We start from the raw sequence: 20,415 nt of genomic DNA, 5'->3' as shown, positions 1-20,415 counted from the left end.
CGCCTACTCCGCCGCCAGGTCGATGATCGCGCGCGCGAAGTCGCCGACTTCGCCGGACCGCGGGTCCTCGCAACCGCCCGAGAACTCCACCAGGGCGCGCGCGGTCCACAGCAGATCGCGGCGTTCGAGCACCCCGCCGCCCAGCGACGTCGGGTCCTCCCCCTCGCGGTCCTCGGGGGCGTCGGCGCCGGCGGTCAGCGCCTCCTGCGGCGAGCCGTAATGGAGGATGGTCACCGTGATCAGCGTCCAGCCCAGCAGCGCGGTCATCAGGCGCGTGCGCAGGTGCTGATCGCCCACGGCCTCCGGCCACAGCACGCGGACCTCCTCGACCCACGAGCGGATGAACGCCTCGGACTCCTCCGCCGTCGGAGGCTCGGTGAACACGTGCAGCGGGAAGCCCGCGATGACGCTGGCGACGTCGAACGTGGCGTCGCGGAAGCCCGCCCACTCGTAGTCGAGGAAGGCGACGCGGTTGCCCATGAGGATGTTGTCGGGCGCCAGGTCGAACGGCGTGAACGCCCGGTGGTGGCCCGAGGAAATGCGTCGCGCGGCCTCGCCGGCCAGGCGCCGCACGCCGTCCGTCACGGGGACGCCCAGGCGCTCCAGCCGGCTCATCCCGGATTCGATCGCCCGGACGATGCCGCGGTCGCGCTCGCCGGAGACGTCCTCGCCCGCGCGGTGGCGGGCCCACATGCGGGACAGCAGCGTGTTGAAGCCGTCCTCGCGCTCCGCCGTGCCCGCGTGCATCCGGCCCAGTGCCGCGCCGATCGCCCGCAGCGCGCGCAGGCGCTCGGCCGAGTCGTTGGATTCCAGCACGTCGAACAGCGTCGGCGCGTCGCCGGCGTCGGAGATGACGATGATCCGCTGCTCGACGTCATGGGCCAGAAGCTCCGGCCCGGGCCGGACGTCCTCGGGCAGGGAGGTGGCGAACTGGTACGCCACGATCTCGCGCAGCAGCGCCGGGTCGGCGCCGACCGCCGACGACTCCGGCATCCGCTTGACGACGACGGAGCGCACCGGCAGGAACGGATTCGGCGACACTCGGAGCCGCACGACCATCGCCCGGCTCGAACCGCCGAGGTCTTCGGGGTCCGTCAGCTCCGGGCGCCCGCCGAAACGGGAGGCCAGGAGCTCGCCGGCCGTCGCGATGATGTCCGCGACGTCGTGCTCGTTGCTCTTGTGGTCGAGGGATTCCATGATCTCCTTGGGCCCGGGGCCCGTAAGACCGCCGGTGGCGCCCGCCTGATGCGCGGTCGCCGGCCGTCGGCTAGTTGTTGTCGTCCTTGTTCTGGTCCTGCGGGCTCTTCCGGGCCTGCCCGCCCTGCTGCCCCTGCTTCTTGTCCGCCTTCGGCTTGAAGTCGATGCCGGACTCCTTGCGCTGCTGGGCGGTCACCGGCGCGGGCGCGTCGGTCAGGGGGTCGACGCCGCCGCCGGACTTCGGGAAGGCGATGGTCTCGCGGATGGAGTCGACGCCGGCCAGCAGGGACACGATGCGGTCCCAGCCAAAGCCGATGCCGCCGTGCGGCGGGGCGCCGAACGCGAAGGCGTCGAGCAGGAAGCCGAACTTCTCGTGGGCCTCCTCGTCGGAGATGCCCATGACCTCGAACACGCGCTTCTGCACGTCCTGGCGGTGGATTCGGATGGAACCGCCGCCGATCTCGTTGCCGTTGCACACGATGTCGTAGGCGTAGGCCAGCGCCTCGCCCGGTTCCTGGTCGAAGGTGTCCAGGTGCTCCGGCTTGGGCGACGTGAACGCGTGGTGCACGGCGGTCCAGGCGGAGTGGCCGAGGGCGACGTCGCCGGAGGCCTTCGCGTCGGCGGCGGGCTCGAACATCGGGGCGTCGACGACCCAGGTGAAGGCCCAGTCGCCGTCCTTGATCAGGCCCAGCTTCTCGGCGATGGCGCCGCGGGCCGCGCCCAGCAGGGCGCGCGCCGACTTCGCGTCGCCGGCGGCGAAGAAGATGCAGTCGCCCGGCTTCGCGCCGACGTGGGCGGCGATGCCCTCGCGCTCGGCGTCGGTGATGTTCTTGGCCACCGGGCCGGACAGCTCGCCGTCCTCGCCGACCAGGATGTACGCCAGACCCTTGGCTCCGCGCTGCTTGGCCCACTCCTGCCAGGCGTCGAGCTGGCGGCGCGGCTGCGAGGCGCCGCCCTCCATGACCACGGCGCCGACGTAGTCGTTCTTGAAAACGCGGAAGGTGGTGTCGGCGAAGAACTCGGTGCAGTCGGTCAGCTGGATGTCGAAGCGCAGGTCCGGCTTGTCGGAGCCGTACTTCTCCATGGCCTCGCGGTAGGTCATGCGCGGGATCGGGGTGGTGATCTCGTAGCCGCCCTCGCGCCAGATGGCCACCAGGATCTCCTCGGCCAGCGCGATGACGTCGTCCTGCTCGACGAAGCTCATCTCGACGTCCAGCTGGGTGAACTCCGGCTGGCGGTCGGCGCGGAAATCCTCGTCGCGGTAGCAGCGGGCGATCTGGTAGTAGCGCTCCAGGCCGCCGACCATCAGCAGCTGCTTGAACAGCTGCGGCGACTGCGGGAGGGCGTAGAAGGATCCCGGCTTCAGGCGGGCCGGCACCAGGAAGTCGCGGGCGCCCTCGGGGGTGGAGCGCGTCAGCGTCGGGGTTTCGATCTCGGTGAAGTCATGGGAGTCCAGCACCCGGCGGGCGGCGCGGTTGACAGCGGCGCGCAGGCGCATGATCTTGGCCGGGCCCTCGCGGCGCAGGTCCAGGTAGCGGTACTTCAGGCGGGTTTCCTCGCCGACCTCGTTGGCGCTGGACGCATCGTCGAGCTGGAACGGCAGAGCCGCGGACTCGTTGAGGATCTCCAGCTCGGAGACGTTGAGCTCGATCTCGCCGGACGCCAGGTTCGGGTTCTCCGAACCCTCCGGGCGCTTCTCGACGACGCCGGTCACCCGCACGCAAAACTCGCTGCGCAGGTGGTGGGCGCGCTCGGCGACCTCGCTTTCGCGGAACACGACCTGGGCCAGGCCCGAACGGTCGCGCAGGTCGATGAAGATGACGCCGCCGTGGTCGCGGCGGCGGGCCACCCAACCCGTGAGGGTGACGGACTGTCCGGCCTGGTCGGCGCGGAGCTCGCCGGCGAGATGCGTACGCAGCACTATTGGGGTCCTTCCAATGTCTTGCCAGAAATGTTCAACCGAGAATCGACGCCCTCCCGGGCGTGCGTCGATGGCAGTCTACCCGTCGCGGCGGATGGGTTCGGGGGCCGGGCCGTCGTAAAGCACCGCCGGACCAGGCGACGGCGCGGCGGCGAGGCAGCCGCGGTGCCGGGGACGCGAGCCACCGCGGACGGCAGTCGTGCCGGGAGCGGCGCCGTGTCGGGCTGCCGAAACGGCATTCATGCTGGCATACTCGGTTTATGACGTTCCGTTCCGATTTCCAGAAGAGCGGCGACCGCGCGCGCCGCGGTGGCGGCGGCCGCGGCGGCGGCATCGCGGTGGGCGGCGGCCTCACCGGCCTGCTCGTCGTCGGCCTCATCCTCCTCCTCGGCGGCGACCCGTCCGAGGTCCTGCAGTCCCCGCCGCCCCAGCAGGGCGGCGACCAGCAAAACGCCCAGGGCGGCTTCGACCACTGCCAAACCGGCGACGACGGCAACAAGTACGTCGACTGCCGCATCATGTTCACCGGCGAGTCCGTCGACCGGGTGTGGGCCGAGCAGCTGCCCGCGCAGGCCGGCATCCAGTACACGAAGCCGGGGATGGTCATCTTCGAGGGTTCGACGAACTCCGGCTGCGGCCCCGCGTCGGCGTCTACCGGGCCGTTCTACTGCCCCGCCGACGAGACCTCGTACTTCGACACCTCGTTCTTCGGCCAGCTCGAGCGCATGGGCGGCGGCGACGGCCCGCTCGCGCAGCAGTACGTGGTGGCCCACGAGTTCGGCCACCACATCCAGAAGCTGGAGAACACGCTCGGCCGGTCCAACTACAACGAACCGGGCCCCGAATCGGACGCCGTGAAAATCGAGCTGCAGGCCGACTGCTACGCCGGGTTCTGGGCGCACTACGCCGACAAGGGCCCCGACGCGATCCTCGAGCCGCTGACCCAGAAGCAGGTCGCCGACGCCGTGCGCACCGCCCGCGCCATCGGCGACGACACCATCCAGAGCCACTCCGGCGGCGGCATCCGCCCCGACCTGTGGACGCACGGCTCCTCCGAACAACGCGCCGACGCCTTCCTGACCGGCTACAACAGCGGCAAGCTGGCGCAGTGCGACACCCTCGGCCGCGGGGTGTACCGCTAGAACGGGACAGCGCCGGGCCGGGGCGGGGCCGGGGTGGACGCCCGACCGGCCCCGCAAACCCGCCCGGCCCCCGGGTTTCCGGATCTACGCCCCGGTTTCCGGATGTAACTAGTACCCCGCCCGGATGAGCGCGATCACGCCCCAGATCGCGCCGATGGTCAGCGCGACGATGAGCACCGCCAGGACCGCCAGCAGCACGCCCGCGCCGATGAGGTAGCGCTTCGAGGACTTCGCCGATCCGGCGGGGTCCTCGAGCGCCTTCACCATGAGGCGTTCGTTGCGGATGTTCGCGCGGAAGAGGAAGTCGAATGCGTCGCCGACGACGGGGATGGCCCCGAGCGTCATGTCGAGCAGCAGGTTGAACGCCATGCGCAGCAGCACGATGAACGGAACGCGGTAGCGCACGCCGTCGATGAGCAACCCGGCGGTGGCCACGGCCCCGGCGGCGTCGCCGACGCCCGGGATGAGCCCGATGATCGGGTCGAGCCCGATGCGGCGGTTGGTGCCGGGGATGGCGATGAGGTCGTCCATCACGTGCGCGATGACGCGCGAGGTGCGGTTGATCGTCCGGGGCGCGGACGTGTCCGGGCCGCCGGCTGCGGCGACGTCGGTCGCGGCGGAATCGGGCGAGTTGCGGGCGCCGCGGCCCCGGCCATTGCGGCGTGCGTGCGGGTGATTCGCGTTCATGCCCTCCAGCGTAGGCGCCGGTAGCCTGGCCGACATGAGCGATGCACTTCGCGGCGACGTTTCCGGCGGCAACGCCACCGCCTTCCTCGCGTCCTTCAACGACATCGAGGCGCACCTGCGCCGCGAGCTGCGGGCGAAACAGTCGGACGGTTTCAAGTGGATGGTCAACTTGGCGCATCGCAGGCATTTGCTTTCCGACGGCCAGCGTTCCGCCCTCATGGCGTTTTCCGACCTGCGCAACGCGATCAGCCATGGCGAGTACCGAAACGGCCGGCCCATAGCGGACCCGCTGCCCGAAACCGTCGCGGACATCGAGCGGCTGGCCCGCAACCTCATCGATCCGCCGCTGGTGCTCGGGGTGCTGCCGCCGCGCAGGCCGGTGACGGTGACTCCGGAGGATTCCGTGGAGAAGGTGTTCGCGGTGCTCGCCGAGTCCACCTACTCCCAGTTCCCGGTGTACGAGGGCGGCGTCGACGGCGGCACGTGCACCGCGCTGCTGACGACGGATGCCATCGCGATTTGGGTCGCCCACGACTACGGCGACGATGGCCGGCTCGAGGCGAAGACGGTCTCCGACGTGCTCGAATGGGCGGGTTCGCGGGATGAGCCGTACTTCATGCCCCGCGCGGTGACTGTGCAGGATGCCGTGGCCGCCCTGACCATTCCCGGCGAGGACGGACTGGTGCCGCGGGCGTTGATCATCACCGAGCATGGCCGGCCGGACCAGAAACCGCTGCGAGTGGTCGGTGGCGCGGATCTTCCGGCGCTGTGGGCCGAGGTGCAGGTCGGGTCGTATTAGTCGGTGTTGGTTTGATCCGTATTGGCGCGGCTTCCCGTCGTCGGCTCCCGATGCACTCCAGACGCTTGGAATGGGCCTAACGCGCTCCGCTCCGCCGCCGACACCTCTCAATCGGGCCCCGCAGTCACACCAGCCACAACACCTCCCGATCGCGTTGATTTTGAAACACGGTTGGAGCAAAACACCTGGTGTTTTGCCGGCCCTTTGTTTCAAATTGAACGCTCAGGGCCGACGTTGGTGCTGATGTGACGAACGAGACCGAACTTGGACTGCGCGCAAACACTCCAGACGCCCCCGGCACACGCCACGCGCACCTCCGGGCCCGCTAACGGCCTTTTCATACCCCCGAACCCCGGCGACGGCCTTCCTGACGCGCACCTCCGGATCCGGTGACGGTCTTTCCGTACCCTCCGAACCCCGGTAATGGCCTGCTAGGCACACCCCGCAGACCCTCTTGCATAAATCCACTCACAGCGCTATTGTTGACACGTCACCATTAGAAGCGTCAGGCGTCAGGCGTCAGGCGTCAGGCGTCAGGCGTCAGGCGTCAGGCGTCAGGCGTCGGGCGCCGCGCATCGCGCATCAGGCGTCGAAGCGTCAGAGTGTCGGCGCATCGAAACGCCGGCGCGCCACCCACTACCGGACCACACCCCCACCCCACCAGGAGCCACCTTGCAGTTCGGCATTTTCACGATCGGCGACGTCACCACGGACCCGACGGACGGCACCACGCCCACCGAGCACGAGCGCATCAACGCCATGACCCAAATGGCGCTGAAGGCCGAGGAAGTGGGCCTGGACGTCTTCGCCACGGGCGAGCACCACAACCCGCCGTTCGTGCCCTCCTCCCCGACCACCCACCTCGGCTACATCGCGGCCAAGACCGAGAAGCTGCAGCTGTCCACGGCGACGACGCTGATCACCACCAACGACCCCGTCAAAATCGCCGAGGACTACGCCTTCCTGCAGCACCTGTCGGGCGGCCGCGTCGATCTCATGATGGGCCGCGGCAACACCGGCCCGGTGTACCCGTGGTTCGGCAAGGACATCCGCCAGGGCATCCCGCTGGCGGTGGAGAACTACCACCTGCTGCGCCGCCTGTGGCGCGAGCGCCCGGTCAACTGGTCGGGCGAGTTCCGCACGCCGTTGCAGGGGTACGTGTCCACGCCGTGGCCGCTGGACGACACCCCGCCGTTCGTGTGGCACGGCTCCATCCGTTCGGTGCAGATCGCGGAGCAGGCCGCGTTCTACGGCGACGGCTTCTTCCACAACAACATCTTCTGGAACAAGGAGCACACGGCGAAGATGGTGGGCATCTACCGCCGCCGCTTCGAGCAGTACGGCCACGGCCGCGCCGATCAGGCGACCGTCGGCCTCGGCGGGCAGGTGTTCATCGGCGACACGGAGGAGCAGGCGAAGAAGTTCTTCCGCCCCTATTTCGACAACGCCCCGGTGTACGGCCACGGCCCGTCGCTGGAGGAGTTCACGGAGATGACGCCGCTGACCGTCGGCACCGTCGAGCAGGTCATCGAGCGCACCATGCAATTCGCGGACTGGGTGGGCGATTACCAGCGCCAGCTTTTCCTCATGGACCATGCCGGCCTGCCGCTGGAGGTCGTCCTTGAGCAGATCGAGATCCTGGGCAGGGAGGTCGTGCCGGAGGTCCGCCGCCGCATGGAGGCCCGTCGCCCGGAGCACGTCCCCTCGGATCCGCCCACCCACGCCACGCTGAAGCTCGACCGCGACCACCCGCACCACAGGATCCAGCCGGGCCGCGTCGAGGACAAGTAGCGGGCGGCAACCCACGCACGCCCCCGGAAAGGAGCATCCGTTGCGCACCATCGCAGTCATCACGGCCGGACTGTCCACGCCGTCGTCGACGCGCCGGCTGGCGGACATGCTTGCCGACGCCACCGTCGCCGCCATCACCGCACGCGGCGAATCCGCCGAGGTCACGTTCATCGAGGTCCGCGATCTCGCCCGCGACCTGGCGGACGCGTTCACCGTCGGCGGACTGTCGTCGCGGGCCCTCGACGACGCGCGCCGCACCGTCGCTTCCGCAGATGCCGTCATCGCGGTGTCGCCGGTGTTCAAGGCCTCGTATTCGGGACTGTTCAAGATGTTCGTCGATTCGCTTGACGACGGCGCCCTGCGGTCCGTGCCCGCCCTCCTCGGCGCGACCGCCGGAACGGCACGCCATTCGTTGGCGATCGATCACGCCATGCGCCCGCTGTTTTCGTACATGGGCGCGATGGTCGCGCCGACCGGCGTGTTCGCGGCGACGGATGATTTCGGCGCCGCCACCTTCACCGGCGGCGGGAACGGGGCCGGTGGGTCTCACGGCGGACACGCGGAAGGCACCGCTCCCCTGACCGCGCGGGTGTCCCGCGCCGCCGGCGAACTCGCCGATCTGGTCCTGGCGCAGGGCGTCGGAGGTTTGGCGGCGGGCGCCACCCGCCGGTCGGGCGCCGGAATCGAGGAATCCGGCGGCCCCTCCTTCGGCGAGCTGCTCAAGGGCCATCTGGGTTAAGGCCATCTGGGTTAGGTCCTTCCGGATAAGACCGTTCCCGGCTCCCGATCCGCCGTCGCCTAGATTGTTTCCCATGCTCCCCGACGAATCCTTCCTCGCCTCGTCCGCGATCATCGACGCGGACCATCCCCGGGTCGCGGCGCTGGCCGAAGAGCTGCGCGCCGAGACCCCGGACGCCACCATCGCGGCGACGTTCGCCCACGTCCGCGACCGAATCGCGCATGCGTCCGATGTCGACGGCGGCGCCCGGCATCCGGTCGCCACGACGATCGAGGCCAATACTCCCGTCACCGCCTCCGAAACGCTCGAGGCGGGCGCCGGCTACTGCTACGCCCAGGCGCACCTTCTCGCCGCACTGCTGCGGGCCAACGGCATCCCCGCCGGACTGCGGTACCAGGAGGTCGACGACGGAGTGGGCGGCACCGTGCTCCACGGCATCGTCGCCGCGTGGGCCCCGTACCTGTCCGAGACCGGCGGATGGCTGCTGCTCGACCCCCGCCACCCCGCGGGTGACCCCCGCAATTCCGGCCACGAGTGGCAGACCCGCGCGCTGCAGCACCCCTTCGAGCGCAACCTTCCGGAGATCCACGCCGAACCGTCGCCCGCCGTCGTGACGGCCCTGCGCGAGGGAGGCCGCTTTCCCGCGCAACCGTGATCGCGCAACCCTGATCGCGCATAGGTGAGCCAGACGGCCCCTCTCACGCAACAGCCGTGATGTCCGAGACGGCGTTCGCACCGCGCGGCACTTCGGCGAGGACGCCGACGGGATCGTCGTGCAGCAGCCAAAACACCGGCGAGGCCCCAAATTTGTAATGTGGCTCACATGACCATCAGCGTCGTCGATCTGTTCAGCATCGGCATCGGCCCCTCCTCCTCGCACACCGTCGGCCCCATGTGGGCCGCCGCAGGGTTCATGCGGGGGCTGCCCCAGAAGCTTCGCGACGCCGCTTCCCCGGCGAGCGTTCCTGCTTCGGCCACCGAGCTGCCGCAGAAGCTTCGCGACGCTACTGCTCCGGTCGACGACTCATCCCGGGGCGACGCTGCTGCTCCGGTCGGTGACCCATCCCGGGCCAATGCATGTTCTCGGACGGATTCGTTGACCGTCGACGTCGAATTGCGCGGATCGCTTGCGGCAACCGGTCGGGGCCACGGCACCGATCGCGCGGTGCTCCTAGGCTTGGCGGGCCACGCGCCGGAGACCGTGCCGCCGGACGCCGAACCACTGCCGGGCACCGACATCCCCGCCACCGGAACGGTTCACGCTGAATCCGGCGCCTTCTCCTACCGCATCACCTTCGATCCGCGGGAAATCGACGGCCACCCCAACGGCATGATCTTCACCGCACGAGCCGGGGACGAAGAGTTCACCCAGGAGTGGTTCTCCGTCGGCGGCGGGTTCGTCCTGTCCGGTGAGGACATGGCCGCGAAAAACGCCGCGGAATCCGGCCTGGGCGCCGGCGCATCGACCGCCGGACGCCGCGGCGCGGTGCCCCACCCATTCACGACGGGCGACGAGTTGCTGGCCCGCTGCCGGGATTCCGGCCTCGACGTCGCCGAAGTCATGGCCGCCAACGAAGCGGCTCTGCACGGCGGTCCCGAAACCGTCGACGGGCATTTGGACGCCGTGTGGCGGACGATGCGCGAGTGCATCGACGCGGGCATGGCCGCCGAGGGCATCCTCCCCGGCGGCCTCGGCGTCCGGCGCCGCGCCTTCGAACTGCACCGCAGGTTGTTATCGGCACGCGCCGACGAGAAAGCCGACGCCCTGGCCGCCATGGAATGGGTGAACCTGTGGGCGCTGGCCGTCAACGAGGAAAACGCCGCCGGCGGCCGCGTGGTCACCGCGCCGACCAATGGCGCCGCGGGAATCGTGCCCGCCGTGATGCGCTACGCACGGGTCTACGTCGCCGGTTTCACGCCCGAGGCGGCGCGCCGGTTCCTGCTCGCGGCCGGGGCGATCGGCATCGTGGTGAAGGAAAACGCCTCGATCTCCGGCGCCGAAGTCGGCTGCCAGGGCGAGGTCGGATCGGCGGCGGCGATGGCGGCGGCTGGCCTGTGCGAAGTGATGGGCGGCGACCCGCGCCAGGTGGAGAACGCCGCGGAGATCGCCCTCGAGCACAACCTGGGGCTGACCTGCGATCCCGTCGGCGGGCTCGTCCAGATTCCCTGCATCGAGCGCAACGCCGTCGCCGCGGTGCAGGCGATCAACGCCGCTCGGCTGGCGCGGCTCGGCGACGGCGACCATGCGGTGACCCTCGACGAGGCAGTCGCGACGATGGCCGCCACCGGACGCGACATGATGACCAAGTACAAGGAGACCTCGACCGGCGGCCTCGCGGTCGCCCTGCGCATGCCCGTGAACAGGACGGAGTGCTGACCTCATGCCGGTGCCCATCACCAAAATCGCCGCCACCGGAATCGCGGCCACGAGAATCGCCGCCACGTCGGGTTTGGCCGCCCTCGGACTCTTCCAGGCCGGTCTCGCCGCCGGGATGCCCTGGGGCTCGGCGGCCTATGGAGGCGGGCACCCCGGCCGGCTCCCGGCCCGGCTCCGGACCATCAGCGCGGTCGCGGCACCGGCTTATCTGGCGTCCGCCGCGATGATCGGCGCGGGGGCCGCGCCGCGCGGGATGCTCCGCGTCGTCGCCGGAGTCATGGCCGTGGCCGTGATCCCGAATGCCGCGTCGCCGTCCCCGAAGGAACGGTTCTGGGCGCCGGTGTGCGCCGCGATCGCCATCGCCTCGGCAATGGAACTGCGGCGCCCCTACTGATCCAGGCGCGCCTTGAGCTGGGCGACGGCGTCGTCAAGCGAGATCGCGTGCTGCTCGTGCGACGTCAAGTCCTTGAGCTGGACCTCGCCCGCCTCGAGCTCGGACTCGCCGAGCACCAGGGCGAAACGCGCGCCGGCGCGGTCGGCGCCCTTCATCGCGCCCTTCAGGCCGCGGCCGCCGTAGGACATGTCGGAGCTGATCCCCGCGTCGCGGAGCTTGCCGACGAGAACCGCCATCGCGCGGGAGGCGTCCTCGCCGAGGGCCACGCCGTAGACGTCCACGCGGCGCTCGCCGCCGAAGGTCTTGCCCTCGGTCTCCAGGGCCAGCAGCGCGCGGTCGACGCCCAGGCCGAAGCCGATGCCCGACAGTTCCTGGCCGCCGAGCTGGGCCATCAGGCCGTCGTAGCGGCCGCCGCCGCCGATGCCCGACTGCGCGCCCAGACCATCGTGGACGAACTCGAAGCAGGTCTTGGTGTAGTAATCCAGGCCGCGGACCATGCGCGGGTTGATCACGTACTCCACGCCCATGTCGTCGAGGAGGCCGGTGACGGTCTCGAAGTGGGCGCGGCACTCCGGCGACAGGTGGTCGAGCATCACCGGGGCGTCGGCGGTCATCTCCTTGACCTCGGGGCGCTTGTCGTCGAGCACGCGCAGCGGGTTGAGCTCGGCGCGGCGGCGGGTCTCCTCGTCCAGCGGCAGGGCGAAGAGGAAGTCCTGCAGCTTGCGGCGGTACTCCGGGCGGCAGGAATCGTCGCCCAGCGACGTCAGCTCCAGTCGGTGGCCGGTCAGCCCGATGCCGCGGAAGGAGGCGTCCGCCAGCGCGACGACCTCGGCGTCCAGGGCCGGATCATCGACGCCGATGGCCTCCACGCCGACCTGCTGCAGCTGGCGGTAACGGCCGGCCTGCGGGCGCTCGTAACGGAAGAACGGGCCCGCGTAGGACAGCTTCACCGGCAGCTGGCCGCGGTCGAGGTTGTGCTCGATCACCGCGCGCATGACGCCCGCGGTGCCCTCCGGGCGCAACGTCACGGACCGGTCGCCGCGGTCGGCGAAGGTGTACATCTCCTTCGACACCACGTCGGTGGACTCGCCCACGCCGCGGGCGAACAGGCCGGTGTCCTCGAAGACGGGCAGCTCGATGTGCTCGTACCCCGCCAGGCGGGCGCGATGCTGCAGGTAACCCCGCACGGCCTCGAAGGCGCGCGACGTCGGCGGCACGTAGTCCGGCACGCCCTTCGGCGCGGTGAAGGGACGGATCTTCTGCTTCTTCTGCTGCTCGGTCACCCGGGCAACCTTACTTCACCTGCGCGAGGAACGGATTATGGGCCTTCTCCCGGCCGATCGTGGACGTCGGGCCGTGGCCCGGCAGGATGGTCAGGTCGTCGTCGAGCGGCAGGACGCGGTTCTTCAGCGAATCCATCATGTCCTGCGGGTCGGCACCCGGAAGATCGGTGCGGCCGATCGAACCGGCGAACAGCACGTCCCCGGAGAAGACGATCTCGTCGCCGCCGTCGAAGGCGCGCAGCATGATGCAGCCCGGCGAATGCCCCGGGGCGTGGATGACCTCGAAGGCCAGGCCGGCGAACTTGACCTCGTCGCCGTCGTCGAGGTCGTGGATGTCGGTCGGCGGCACCATCTCCGCGACGTTGAACATCTTGCCCAGGCTGAGCCCCGCGCCGATGAGCGGATTCTCCAGCATGAAACGGTCATGCGGGCTGATGTACACCGGGATCCCCCACTCGCGGGACACGTCGCCGACGTCGCGGGTGTGGTCGATGTGCCCGTGGGTCAGCAGCACCGCCTCCGGTTTGAGGTTGCGCTCCTCGCACTCCCGCTTCAGGCGGCCCAGCGCGTCCATGCCCGGGTCGATGATGACCACGGGGACCGGTCCGTCGGCGGCGTCGCCGTCCATCGTGTGGCCGGTGGCGACGTAGCAGTTGGTCTCGAGCGGACCGGAGGGGAAACCGATGATCTCCATGGGACTCCAATCGGGGTGGGAAGCGGGTGACGACGGCGTCGCCGGGCAGTGTTTCGTCGAACATACTACTTCGCCGCCCCCGCCCCGCCGCGACGCCCCCCGGCCCGGTTCCCCGGTGCGGGGCCGCGGCAGGGCATAATGTCACGGCAGACCGGTCAACGATCGAAAGAGGTAACCGTGCAGGGCAATGAACAGCGACGCCGCGAGGCGATGAAGAACCTCGAGCGCGAGCTCGGCCGCCGCGACCGGGCGGAGAAGGTCAAGCCGTTGGGCGTCGTCGTGGCCACGCTTGCCATCCTGGTCGTGCTGGTCGGCGGCATCTGGTTCCTGACCACCATGGGCGGCGAAAAGGACGACGCGAAGGACGGCGAGGACGTCACCGCCAGCCAGACCCCGACGTCCGCCCCGCAGCTGACCCCGCTGGCCATGGCCCGCGCCGAGAAGCTCCCCGACACCGTCACCTGCAAGTACCCGGCCGGGGGCGGCGCGGCCGCCAAGGAAGTCTCCGCCCCGTCCGCCGACAACGTCCCCGCCACGGGCAAGGTCACGGTGACGCTGAAGACCAACCAGGGCGACATCCCCATGGAGCTCGACCGTTCCCTGTCCCCCTGCGGCGTCAACGCCATCGAGCACCTGGCCAAGGAGGGCTACTACAACGACACGGTCTGCCACCGCATGACCGCCGGCAGCCTCCAGGTCCTGCAGTGCGGCGATCCCACGGGCACCGGCGCCGGCGGCCCCGGCTTCACCTTCGCCGACGAGTACCCGAAGGACCAGCCGAACGTCCCGCAGGAGACCATCTACCCCGAGGGCTCCATCGCCATGGCCAACTCCGGCCCGGACACCAACGGCTCGCAGTTCTTCCTCAACTACGGCCCCAGCCAGCTTCAGCCGAATTACTCGGTGCTGGGCACCATGACGCCGGAGGGCCTCAAGGTGGCCAAGGGCATCGCCGGCAAGGGCATCGACGGCGGCCAGACCGACGGCAAGCCCAAGGAAGAGGTCCGCATCGAGACGGCCACCGTCTCCTAGTCCGGCCTCCCGGCACCGGCTCCCGGCCCCGTCCCCGGCGATCCGCTTCACGACGGCCACCGGCCCCGCACATCGCGTGCGGGGCCGGTTTTCGTCGTCAAGCGACTACCCGCCGCTGGTGACGCGGAAGACGTCGTAGACGCCCTCGACGCCGCGCAGGACGGAGATGATGTAGCCCAGCTGCTTGATGTCCGAGACCTCGAACGTGAAGCGCATGACGGCCACGCGATCTTCCGCGGTGTGCGAGGACGTCGCGATGATGGAGACCTTCTGCTCGCTGATGGTGCGGGTGATCTCCGACAGCAGGCCGTGGCGGTCGAGCGCCTCGATCTGCACGGTCACGGTGAAGACCGCGCCCGAGGAGTCGCTGGCCCACTCGACCTCGATGAGTCGCTCGGGCTCCTCCTTCAGCTTCGCGGCGTTCGTGCAGTCGGTGCGGTGGACGCTGACGCCGCCGCCGCGGGTGACGAAGCCGAAGATCTTGTCGCCGGGCACCGGGGTGCAGCACTTGGCCAGCTTCGCCATCATGTCCGCCGACCCCGCGACGAGCACGCCGACGCCATCGGCGCGGCGGCGCTTCTCCGGCGCCTGCAGCTTCGACAGCGGCGTCCGCGCGGCGAGCTGATCCTCCGCGTCGTCCTTGCTGGAGAACTGCGCCATGAGGCGGTTGGTGACGTGCTTCGCGCTCACCGCGCCCTCGCCGATGGCCGTGTACAGCGCATCGACGTCGGCGAAGTTCAGCTCCGAGGCGATCTGCTTCATCGTCTGCGGCGTGAACAGGCGGTGCATGGGCAGCCCGCCGCGCTGGACCTCCGCCGCCAGCGCGTCGCGGCCGGCGTCGAGGGCCTCCTCGCGGCGCTCCTTGGCGAACCACTGGCGGATCTTCGCCTTGGCGCGCGGCGACTTCACGAACGTCGCCCAGTCCTTCGACGGGCCCGAATGCTGGTCCTTGGAGGTGAACACCTCGACCCGGTCACCGGTCTTCAGGGCCGACTCGAGCGCGACGAGCTTGCCGTTGACCTTCGCGCCGATGCAGCGGTGGCCGATCTCGGTGTGCACGGCGTAGGCGAAGTCCACCGGGGTGGCGTCGACGGGCAGCGTCATGACGTCGCCCTTCGGCGTGAACACGAAGATCTCGTTGGACGCGAGGTCGTAACGCAGCGAGTCGAGGAACTCGTTGGGGTCGGCGGCCTCGCGCTGCCAGTCGAGCATCTGGCGCATCCACGCCATCTGGTCGACCTCGGCGGCGTCGCCCTTGTGCGAGCCCTTGGTCTCCTTGTACCGCCAATGGGCGGCGATGCCGTATTCGGCGTTGTAGTGCATCTCGTGGGTGCGGATCTGCACCTCCAGCGCATTGCCGCCCGGGCCGATCACCGTCGTGTGCAGCGACTGGTAGACGCCGAAGCGCGGGGCCGAGATGTAGTCCTTGAAGCGGCCCGGCATCGGCTGGTACAGCGAATGCACGGCGCCCATCGCCGCGTAGCAGTCCTTGGTGGTGTCCACGAGAACGCGGATGCCCACCAGGTCGAAGATCTCGTCGAAGTCGTGCCCCCGCACGATCATCTTCTGGTAAATCGACCAATAGTGCTTCGGCCGCCCCATCACCTTCGCCTCGATGTGCGCGGCGCGCAGGTCGGCGGTGACCTCGTCGGAAACCTGCTTCAGGTACCGGTCGCGCTGCGGGGCGCGGTCGGCGACCAGGCGCACGATCTCGTCGTACTTCTTCGGGTAGAGGATGGCGAAGGACAGGTCCTCCAGCTCCCACTTGACGCTGGCCATGCCCAGGCGGTGCGCCAGCGGGGCGATGACCTCGAGGGTTTCGCGGGCCTTCTTCGCCTGCTTCTCCGGCGGCAGGAAACGCATGGTGCGCATGTTGTGCAGGCGGTCGCAGACCTTGATCACCAGCACGCGCGGATCCTGGCTCATGGCCACGACCATCTTGCGCACCGTCTCGCCTTCGGCGGCCGAGCCGAACGCGACCTTGTCCAGCTTGGTCACGCCGTCGACCAGACGCGCGACCTCGGGCCCGAAATCGCGGGTGAGGTCGTCCAGCGAATAGTCGGTGTCCTCCACCGTGTCGTGGAGCAGCGCCGCGACCAGCGTGGTCGTGTCCATGCCGATCTCCGCCGCGATGGTCGCCACCGCCAGCGGGTGGGTGATGTACGGCTCCCCCGACTTCCGCTTGACCCCCTCGTGGAGCTTCTCCGCGACGTCGTAGGCGCGCTGCAGCTGCGACAGATCGGAGCGGGGATGGACCTCGCGGTGGATGGCCACCAGCGGATCGAGGACCGGGTTGACCTTCGTGCGCGCGCCGGTCAGGCTCCGCGCAAGGCGTGCGCCATAGCGGCGCGGCGAACGATCAGCCATTCTCCGCCCCAACGGCAGGTGCGCCGGCGGTCTCGCCGGCCGGTTCACCGCCGGACCCGTTGACACCGCCGGACCCGTTCACCACGTACAGCGGCAGCTCCGACAGCTTGTCGCGGCCGCCGAGTCCTGGCACCTCCAGCACCGCGCACAGGCCGGTCACCGTCGCGCCGCACTTCTCCAGCAGCGAACGCGCCGCGGCCATGGTGCCGCCGGTGGCCAGCACGTCATCGACGAGGACCACGCGCTTGCCGGTCAGGTCGAGGCCGGAAGCGGGGATTTCCAGCGCCGCCGAGCCGTACTCGAGGTCGTAGGACTCCGTGTGCACCGGCGGGGGCAGCTTGCCCTTCTTGCGCACCGCCAGCACGCCGAGCCCCATGCGGTACGCGACCGCCGAGCCGATCAGGAAACCGCGGGCATCCAGGCCTCCGATGACGTCGGCCCCGAATCCCGTGCACGCCTCCGCCACCTCATCGACGATGAGGCGGAATCCCTCGGGATCCGCGAGCACCGGGGTCAGGTCCTCGAAGAGGACGCCTTCGGTCGGAAAATCGGGCACCAGACGAATCAGATCGTCCAATGCGGCCCGCGCGTTCTCATATGCCACGGGGATCCTCGCTTTCGGGGAAACGGGAACATGACGTCACCAAATTGCGTTGTCGCGACAACGTTACCCCCATCTTTCCACGCTCCGCGGAACTCGAACGCATCGGCCCGCGCGCTGCCCTCCCTCGTTCCGGCCACCGGGCAGCGAAAAGACCCGCCCGGAAAGCATGGTGCTTTCCGGGCGGGTCCCCCGCTCATGCCGCGGGTGCCGCGGCGGGTCGCGTCAGCGCCCCGGCCGCCACGTCGACGGTCGCGGGTCGTCGCCACCGTCTTCGCCACCGTGGTCGGCGAAGTAGCTGGCCGGCCTCGGGCGATTCGGCGCGGTGGGGGTCACGATCGGGCGGCGCGGCCGGTCGAGTCGCGCGGCGTCGTCGTCAAGCGCACCGTCGGCGCCCTCCGCCGAGCCGGGGAACTCCGGAGCGGTGCCAGACTCGCGGGCCTCGGCGACCTTGCGGTCGTGCGCGGCGTATGCCTTCTGTCGGCGCTTCAGCGACACCAGGATCGACGCGGCCAGGAAGATCGACGAGAACGTGCCCTGGATGATGCCGATGAACTGCACCAGCGCCAGGTCCTTCAGCGTGCCCACGCCCAGCAGGCCGACGGCGATGACCATCAGCGCCAGGATCGGCAGCAGCGACGACACCGTGGTGTTGATCGAACGCATGATGGTCTGGTTCACCGCCAGGTTGACCTGCTCCGCGTAGGTGCGGCGCGTGGACTGGCGGAAGCCGGCGGTGTTCTCGCGGACCTTGTCGAAGACGACGACGGTGTCGTACAGCGAGAAGGACAGCACCGTCAGCAGGCCGATGACCGTCGCCGGCGTCACCTCGAAGCCCACCAGCGAGTAGATGCCGGCGATGACGATGCCGTCGACGATCAGCGCCGCGATCGCCGCGATGGCCATGTCCCGTTCGAAGCGGATGGCGATGTACGCGAACACCAGCGCCAGGAACGCCGCCATGGCCAGGATCATCCGTTCGGTGACCGAACCGCCCCACGACTCGGAGACCGTCGAATCGCCGATCGCGTCCGGTGAAGGGGTACCCGAGGCGTCGACCGGCTGGAAGGCGTCGAACAGGGCCCGGCGGGCGTCGGCGATCTTCTCCTCGCCGAGGCGCTCGGAGGTGATCTCCAGGACGCGGGCGTCGCCGGCGCCGATGATCTGCACCAGCTTCGGCTCGACGCCGGTGGACTTCTCGAAGACGTCCTGCGCCTGCTCCTCGGTCACGTTCGCCGGCGGCATGGTCATGCGGGTGCCGCCTTCGAATTCGATGCCCAGCGCGAAGCCGCGGAAGGCCATCGCGCCGATGCACAACAGCAGCAGCGCCGCGGTGATCCGGTACCACTTGCGCCGCTTGCCGATGACGTCGATGCCGCCCGAACCCGTGTACAGCCGGGTGAAGAATCCCCGGTCGGCGACGGCCTTGTCGCGCTCGTCGACTGCGATGGCGGAATTGGTGCGTGCGCTGTCGCGGATGTCCGACATGGCTACTTCACCTCCTGGTACTCGGTGCGGGCCGACCGGCCCGCTTTACGACGGTTGGCGCCACGGTCCGAAGCGAGCTCCATCACGGCGCCGAACCCGTTGAGCGACGGCTTCGCCAGCGACGGGAACTTGCGCGTCGCCAGGATCACCAGCGGCGCGGTGACCAGGAAGGCGGTGATGATGTCGAAGACCGTGGACAGGCCGAGGGTGAACGCGAAACCGCGGACGTCGCCGACGGCCAGCGTGTACAGCACGACGGCGGCGATGACGGACACGAAGTTGCCCGCCAGGATCGTCTGGCGCGCGCTGCGCCACGCATGCGGCACCGCGGAGCGGAACGTCCGGCCGGTGCGCAGCTCGTCCTTGATGCGCTCGAAGAACACGATGAACGAGTCCGCGGTGGTGCCGATGGAGATGATGATGCCCGCGATGCCGGCCAGGTCCAGCGAGTAGCCGATCCATCGGCCCAGGAGGACCAGAACGCCGTAGACCATGGCGCCGGACGCGGCCAGCGAGAGGATCGAAATGGCGCCGAGGCCGCGGTACAGCGCAAGGGCGTAAAGCACGATCAAACCGATGCCGACCAGGCCGGCGAGCACGCCCGCCGACAGCGACGCGGCACCCATGGTCGCGGGGATGGTCGTCGCGGTGCCCCCCGGCTCACCGTCCTCGCCGGCGAAGCTCAGCGGCAGCGCGCCGTAGCGCAGGTTGTTCGCCAGCGCCTGGGCCTCCCCGATGGAGAAGTTGCCCGTGATGCTGGTGGCCCGGCCAACCGGCGTCGCCTCGTTGATTCTCGGAGCGGAGAGCACCTGCGAATCGAGCACGATGGCCACCTGGCGCTGCAGGTAGTCGGTGGTCAGTTTCGTCCAGGTGGCGGCGCCGGCGTCACCCTGGCCGGACTTGAACTTGAAGGACACCTCGACTCCGCCGGCCTGCTGGTTGTAGCCGCCGTTGATCGGGGCATCGGTATCGATGTCGTCGCCGGACAGGCGCTTGCCGTGGATCTGGTCTGTCTCGCCGACGAGCAGCGGGGCCGGGTCGAGCAGCATCGCCCCGCCCGGGTTGTTCGGGTCGCAGGTGACCAGCGGCTTGGCGGGGTCGTCGGAACCGGCGAGCGGGTCTGGCGCCTTCGGGTCCTCGCAACGCATCAGCGTCGTCGCAGCGAACAGCTTCGTCGGATCATCCGACTGGCGGGAGTCCAGGAGGACGTCGCGCACCTTTTCGCGGCGCTCGGCGGCCTCGACGGAGTTCGCGGGCTCGGGCGCGGCCTTCACGCCGACCGTCGGGACCTCGCCCAGATCGCGCTGCAGGTCGGCGGGCACCGGCTGGCCCGGGTTCTGCTTTTCGAAGGCCTCGCGGCGCTGCTTGGTGTTGTTGCCCCACTGCTCGTGAAGCTCCTTGAGGTTCGCGTTGGCTTCCTCGGGCGTCAGCAGGCCGACGGAAACCCAGTCCTCCGCCATCTTCTTGGCCACGTCGGCCAGGGCAGCCTCGTCCGGGTTGCCCGGAGAGGCGACGGGGCGGAAGAACAACTGGGACGTCTGGCCGAGGGCGCGGGCCTCCTGCGAATCCTCGCCCGGAACCGTGATGACGAGCGTGTCGCCGTCGGCGACGACCTTCGCGCCGGTGACGCCCATGCCGTTGACGCGGTTTTCGAGGATGCGGCGCGCCTGGTCGAGCTGGTCCTGCGTGGGCTTCTCGCCCTGCGGGACCAGGGTGACGCGGGTGCCGCCCTGCAGATCGATGCCGAGCTTCGGCGTGGCCTCACGGTTGCCGGTGAAGAACACCAGGGCGTAGGTCAGCACGAGCAAGGCCACGAACAGCAGCAGCGACCACTGCGGCCACTTCGCGCGGAAACCGCGGTTGACGCCGCGGGATGAGCTTGCCAAGGGTAACTCCTGGGGGT

At 69.7% G+C, this 20,415-nt stretch carries 17 protein-coding genes; 8 read left to right on the top strand and 9 right to left on the bottom strand.

Annotated elements, in window-relative coordinates:
* Nucleotides 1-3 precede the first annotated feature (3 nt).
* A complete protein-coding gene (locus tag CHAN_RS06520) occupies nucleotides 4-1,197 on the bottom strand; it encodes a phosphotransferase (protein ID WP_048743745.1) in 1,194 nt (397 codons plus the stop codon).
* Between the two features lie 70 nt (nucleotides 1,198-1,267).
* Entirely contained in the window at nucleotides 1,268-3,118 is a 1,851-nt protein-coding gene (gene aspS / locus CHAN_RS06515) for an aspartate--tRNA ligase (RefSeq protein WP_290293061.1), read from the bottom strand.
* A gap of 260 nt (nucleotides 3,119-3,378) precedes the next feature.
* Here aspS and ypfJ point away from each other — a divergent pair, with 260 nt between their 5' ends.
* Entirely contained in the window at nucleotides 3,379-4,260 is an 882-nt protein-coding gene (gene ypfJ / locus CHAN_RS06510) for a KPN_02809 family neutral zinc metallopeptidase (RefSeq protein ID WP_048743749.1), read from the top strand.
* A gap of 108 nt (nucleotides 4,261-4,368) precedes the next feature.
* Here ypfJ and CHAN_RS06505 read toward each other — a convergent pair whose 3' ends face one another.
* Entirely contained in the window at nucleotides 4,369-4,947 is a 579-nt protein-coding gene (locus tag CHAN_RS06505) for a DUF4112 domain-containing protein (protein WP_290293057.1), read from the bottom strand.
* 34 nt (nucleotides 4,948-4,981) lie between these two features.
* Here CHAN_RS06505 and CHAN_RS06500 point away from each other — a divergent pair, with 34 nt between their 5' ends.
* From CHAN_RS06500 to CHAN_RS06475, 6 genes are all read left to right on the top strand, one after another.
* Nucleotides 4,982-5,746, top strand: a complete 765-nt coding sequence (locus tag CHAN_RS06500; protein ID WP_290293055.1) for a hypothetical protein — start codon at nucleotides 4,982-4,984, stop codon at nucleotides 5,744-5,746.
* A gap of 672 nt (nucleotides 5,747-6,418) precedes the next feature.
* Nucleotides 6,419-7,537, top strand: a complete 1,119-nt coding sequence (locus tag CHAN_RS06495; protein WP_048743754.1) for an LLM class flavin-dependent oxidoreductase — start codon at nucleotides 6,419-6,421, stop codon at nucleotides 7,535-7,537.
* A 40-nt stretch (nucleotides 7,538-7,577) separates the two neighbouring features.
* Nucleotides 7,578-8,276, top strand: coding sequence for a CE1759 family FMN reductase (locus CHAN_RS06490; RefSeq protein ID WP_290293053.1), 699 nt, complete (start codon nucleotides 7,578-7,580; stop codon nucleotides 8,274-8,276).
* A 73-nt stretch (nucleotides 8,277-8,349) separates the two neighbouring features.
* A complete protein-coding gene (locus CHAN_RS06485) occupies nucleotides 8,350-8,931 on the top strand; it encodes a transglutaminase domain-containing protein (protein ID WP_290293049.1) in 582 nt (193 codons plus the stop codon).
* A gap of 168 nt (nucleotides 8,932-9,099) precedes the next feature.
* A complete protein-coding gene (locus CHAN_RS06480) occupies nucleotides 9,100-10,653 on the top strand; it encodes an L-serine ammonia-lyase (RefSeq protein WP_290293047.1) in 1,554 nt (517 codons plus the stop codon).
* Between the two features lie 4 nt (nucleotides 10,654-10,657).
* Nucleotides 10,658-11,047 carry a hypothetical protein gene (locus CHAN_RS06475; RefSeq protein WP_290293044.1) on the top strand — a complete coding sequence of 130 codons (390 nt, stop codon included), beginning with the start codon at nucleotides 10,658-10,660 and terminating at the stop codon, nucleotides 11,045-11,047.
* On the opposite strand, the gene hisS is transcribed toward CHAN_RS06475, so the two are convergent.
* Nucleotides 11,041-12,330, bottom strand: a complete 1,290-nt coding sequence (hisS, locus tag CHAN_RS06470) for a histidine--tRNA ligase (protein WP_290293042.1) — start codon at nucleotides 12,328-12,330, stop codon at nucleotides 11,041-11,043. The genes CHAN_RS06475 and hisS overlap by 7 nt on opposite strands.
* A 10-nt stretch (nucleotides 12,331-12,340) precedes the next feature.
* Nucleotides 12,341-13,024: an MBL fold metallo-hydrolase gene (locus tag CHAN_RS06465; protein WP_290293040.1), complete on the bottom strand. Its 684-nt coding sequence runs from the start codon at nucleotides 13,022-13,024 to the stop codon at nucleotides 12,341-12,343.
* 177 nt (nucleotides 13,025-13,201) lie between these two features.
* On the opposite strand from CHAN_RS06465, the gene CHAN_RS06460 reads away from it, so the two are divergent.
* Nucleotides 13,202-14,056, top strand: coding sequence for a peptidylprolyl isomerase (locus CHAN_RS06460; RefSeq protein WP_290293038.1), 855 nt, complete (start codon nucleotides 13,202-13,204; stop codon nucleotides 14,054-14,056).
* A 105-nt stretch (nucleotides 14,057-14,161) separates the two neighbouring features.
* Here the strand turns inward: CHAN_RS06460 and CHAN_RS06455 are convergent, their stop codons facing one another.
* The 4 genes from CHAN_RS06455 to secD all read right to left on the bottom strand — a co-directional run bounded on the left by CHAN_RS06455 (nucleotide 14,162) and on the right by secD (nucleotide 20,398).
* Entirely contained in the window at nucleotides 14,162-16,423 is a 2,262-nt protein-coding gene (locus tag CHAN_RS06455; protein WP_290293036.1) for a RelA/SpoT family protein, read from the bottom strand.
* A complete protein-coding gene (locus CHAN_RS06450; RefSeq protein ID WP_290293034.1) occupies nucleotides 16,416-17,027 on the bottom strand; it encodes an adenine phosphoribosyltransferase in 612 nt (203 codons plus the stop codon). Before CHAN_RS06450 ends, CHAN_RS06455 begins: the two co-directional genes overlap by 8 nt.
* Before the next feature lie 222 nt (nucleotides 17,028-17,249).
* Complete coding sequence (secF, locus tag CHAN_RS06445; RefSeq protein WP_290293032.1) at nucleotides 17,250-18,512, bottom strand: protein translocase subunit SecF; 1,263 nt, start codon at nucleotides 18,510-18,512, stop codon at nucleotides 17,250-17,252.
* Between the two features lie 2 nt (nucleotides 18,513-18,514).
* Nucleotides 18,515-20,398 (bottom strand): protein translocase subunit SecD, encoded by a 1,884-nt coding sequence (secD, locus tag CHAN_RS06440; protein WP_290293029.1) that lies wholly within the window; start codon nucleotides 20,396-20,398, stop codon nucleotides 18,515-18,517.
* Nucleotides 20,399-20,415 lie beyond the last annotated feature (17 nt).

The sequence above is a fragment of the Corynebacterium hansenii genome (genome assembly GCF_030408795.1).
In the GTDB taxonomy this organism is placed as follows: domain Bacteria; phylum Actinomycetota; class Actinomycetes; order Mycobacteriales; family Mycobacteriaceae; genus Corynebacterium; species Corynebacterium hansenii.
The sequence above is the reverse complement of the archived record's forward strand: the minus strand, read 5'-3'. Positions and strand labels throughout refer to the sequence as shown.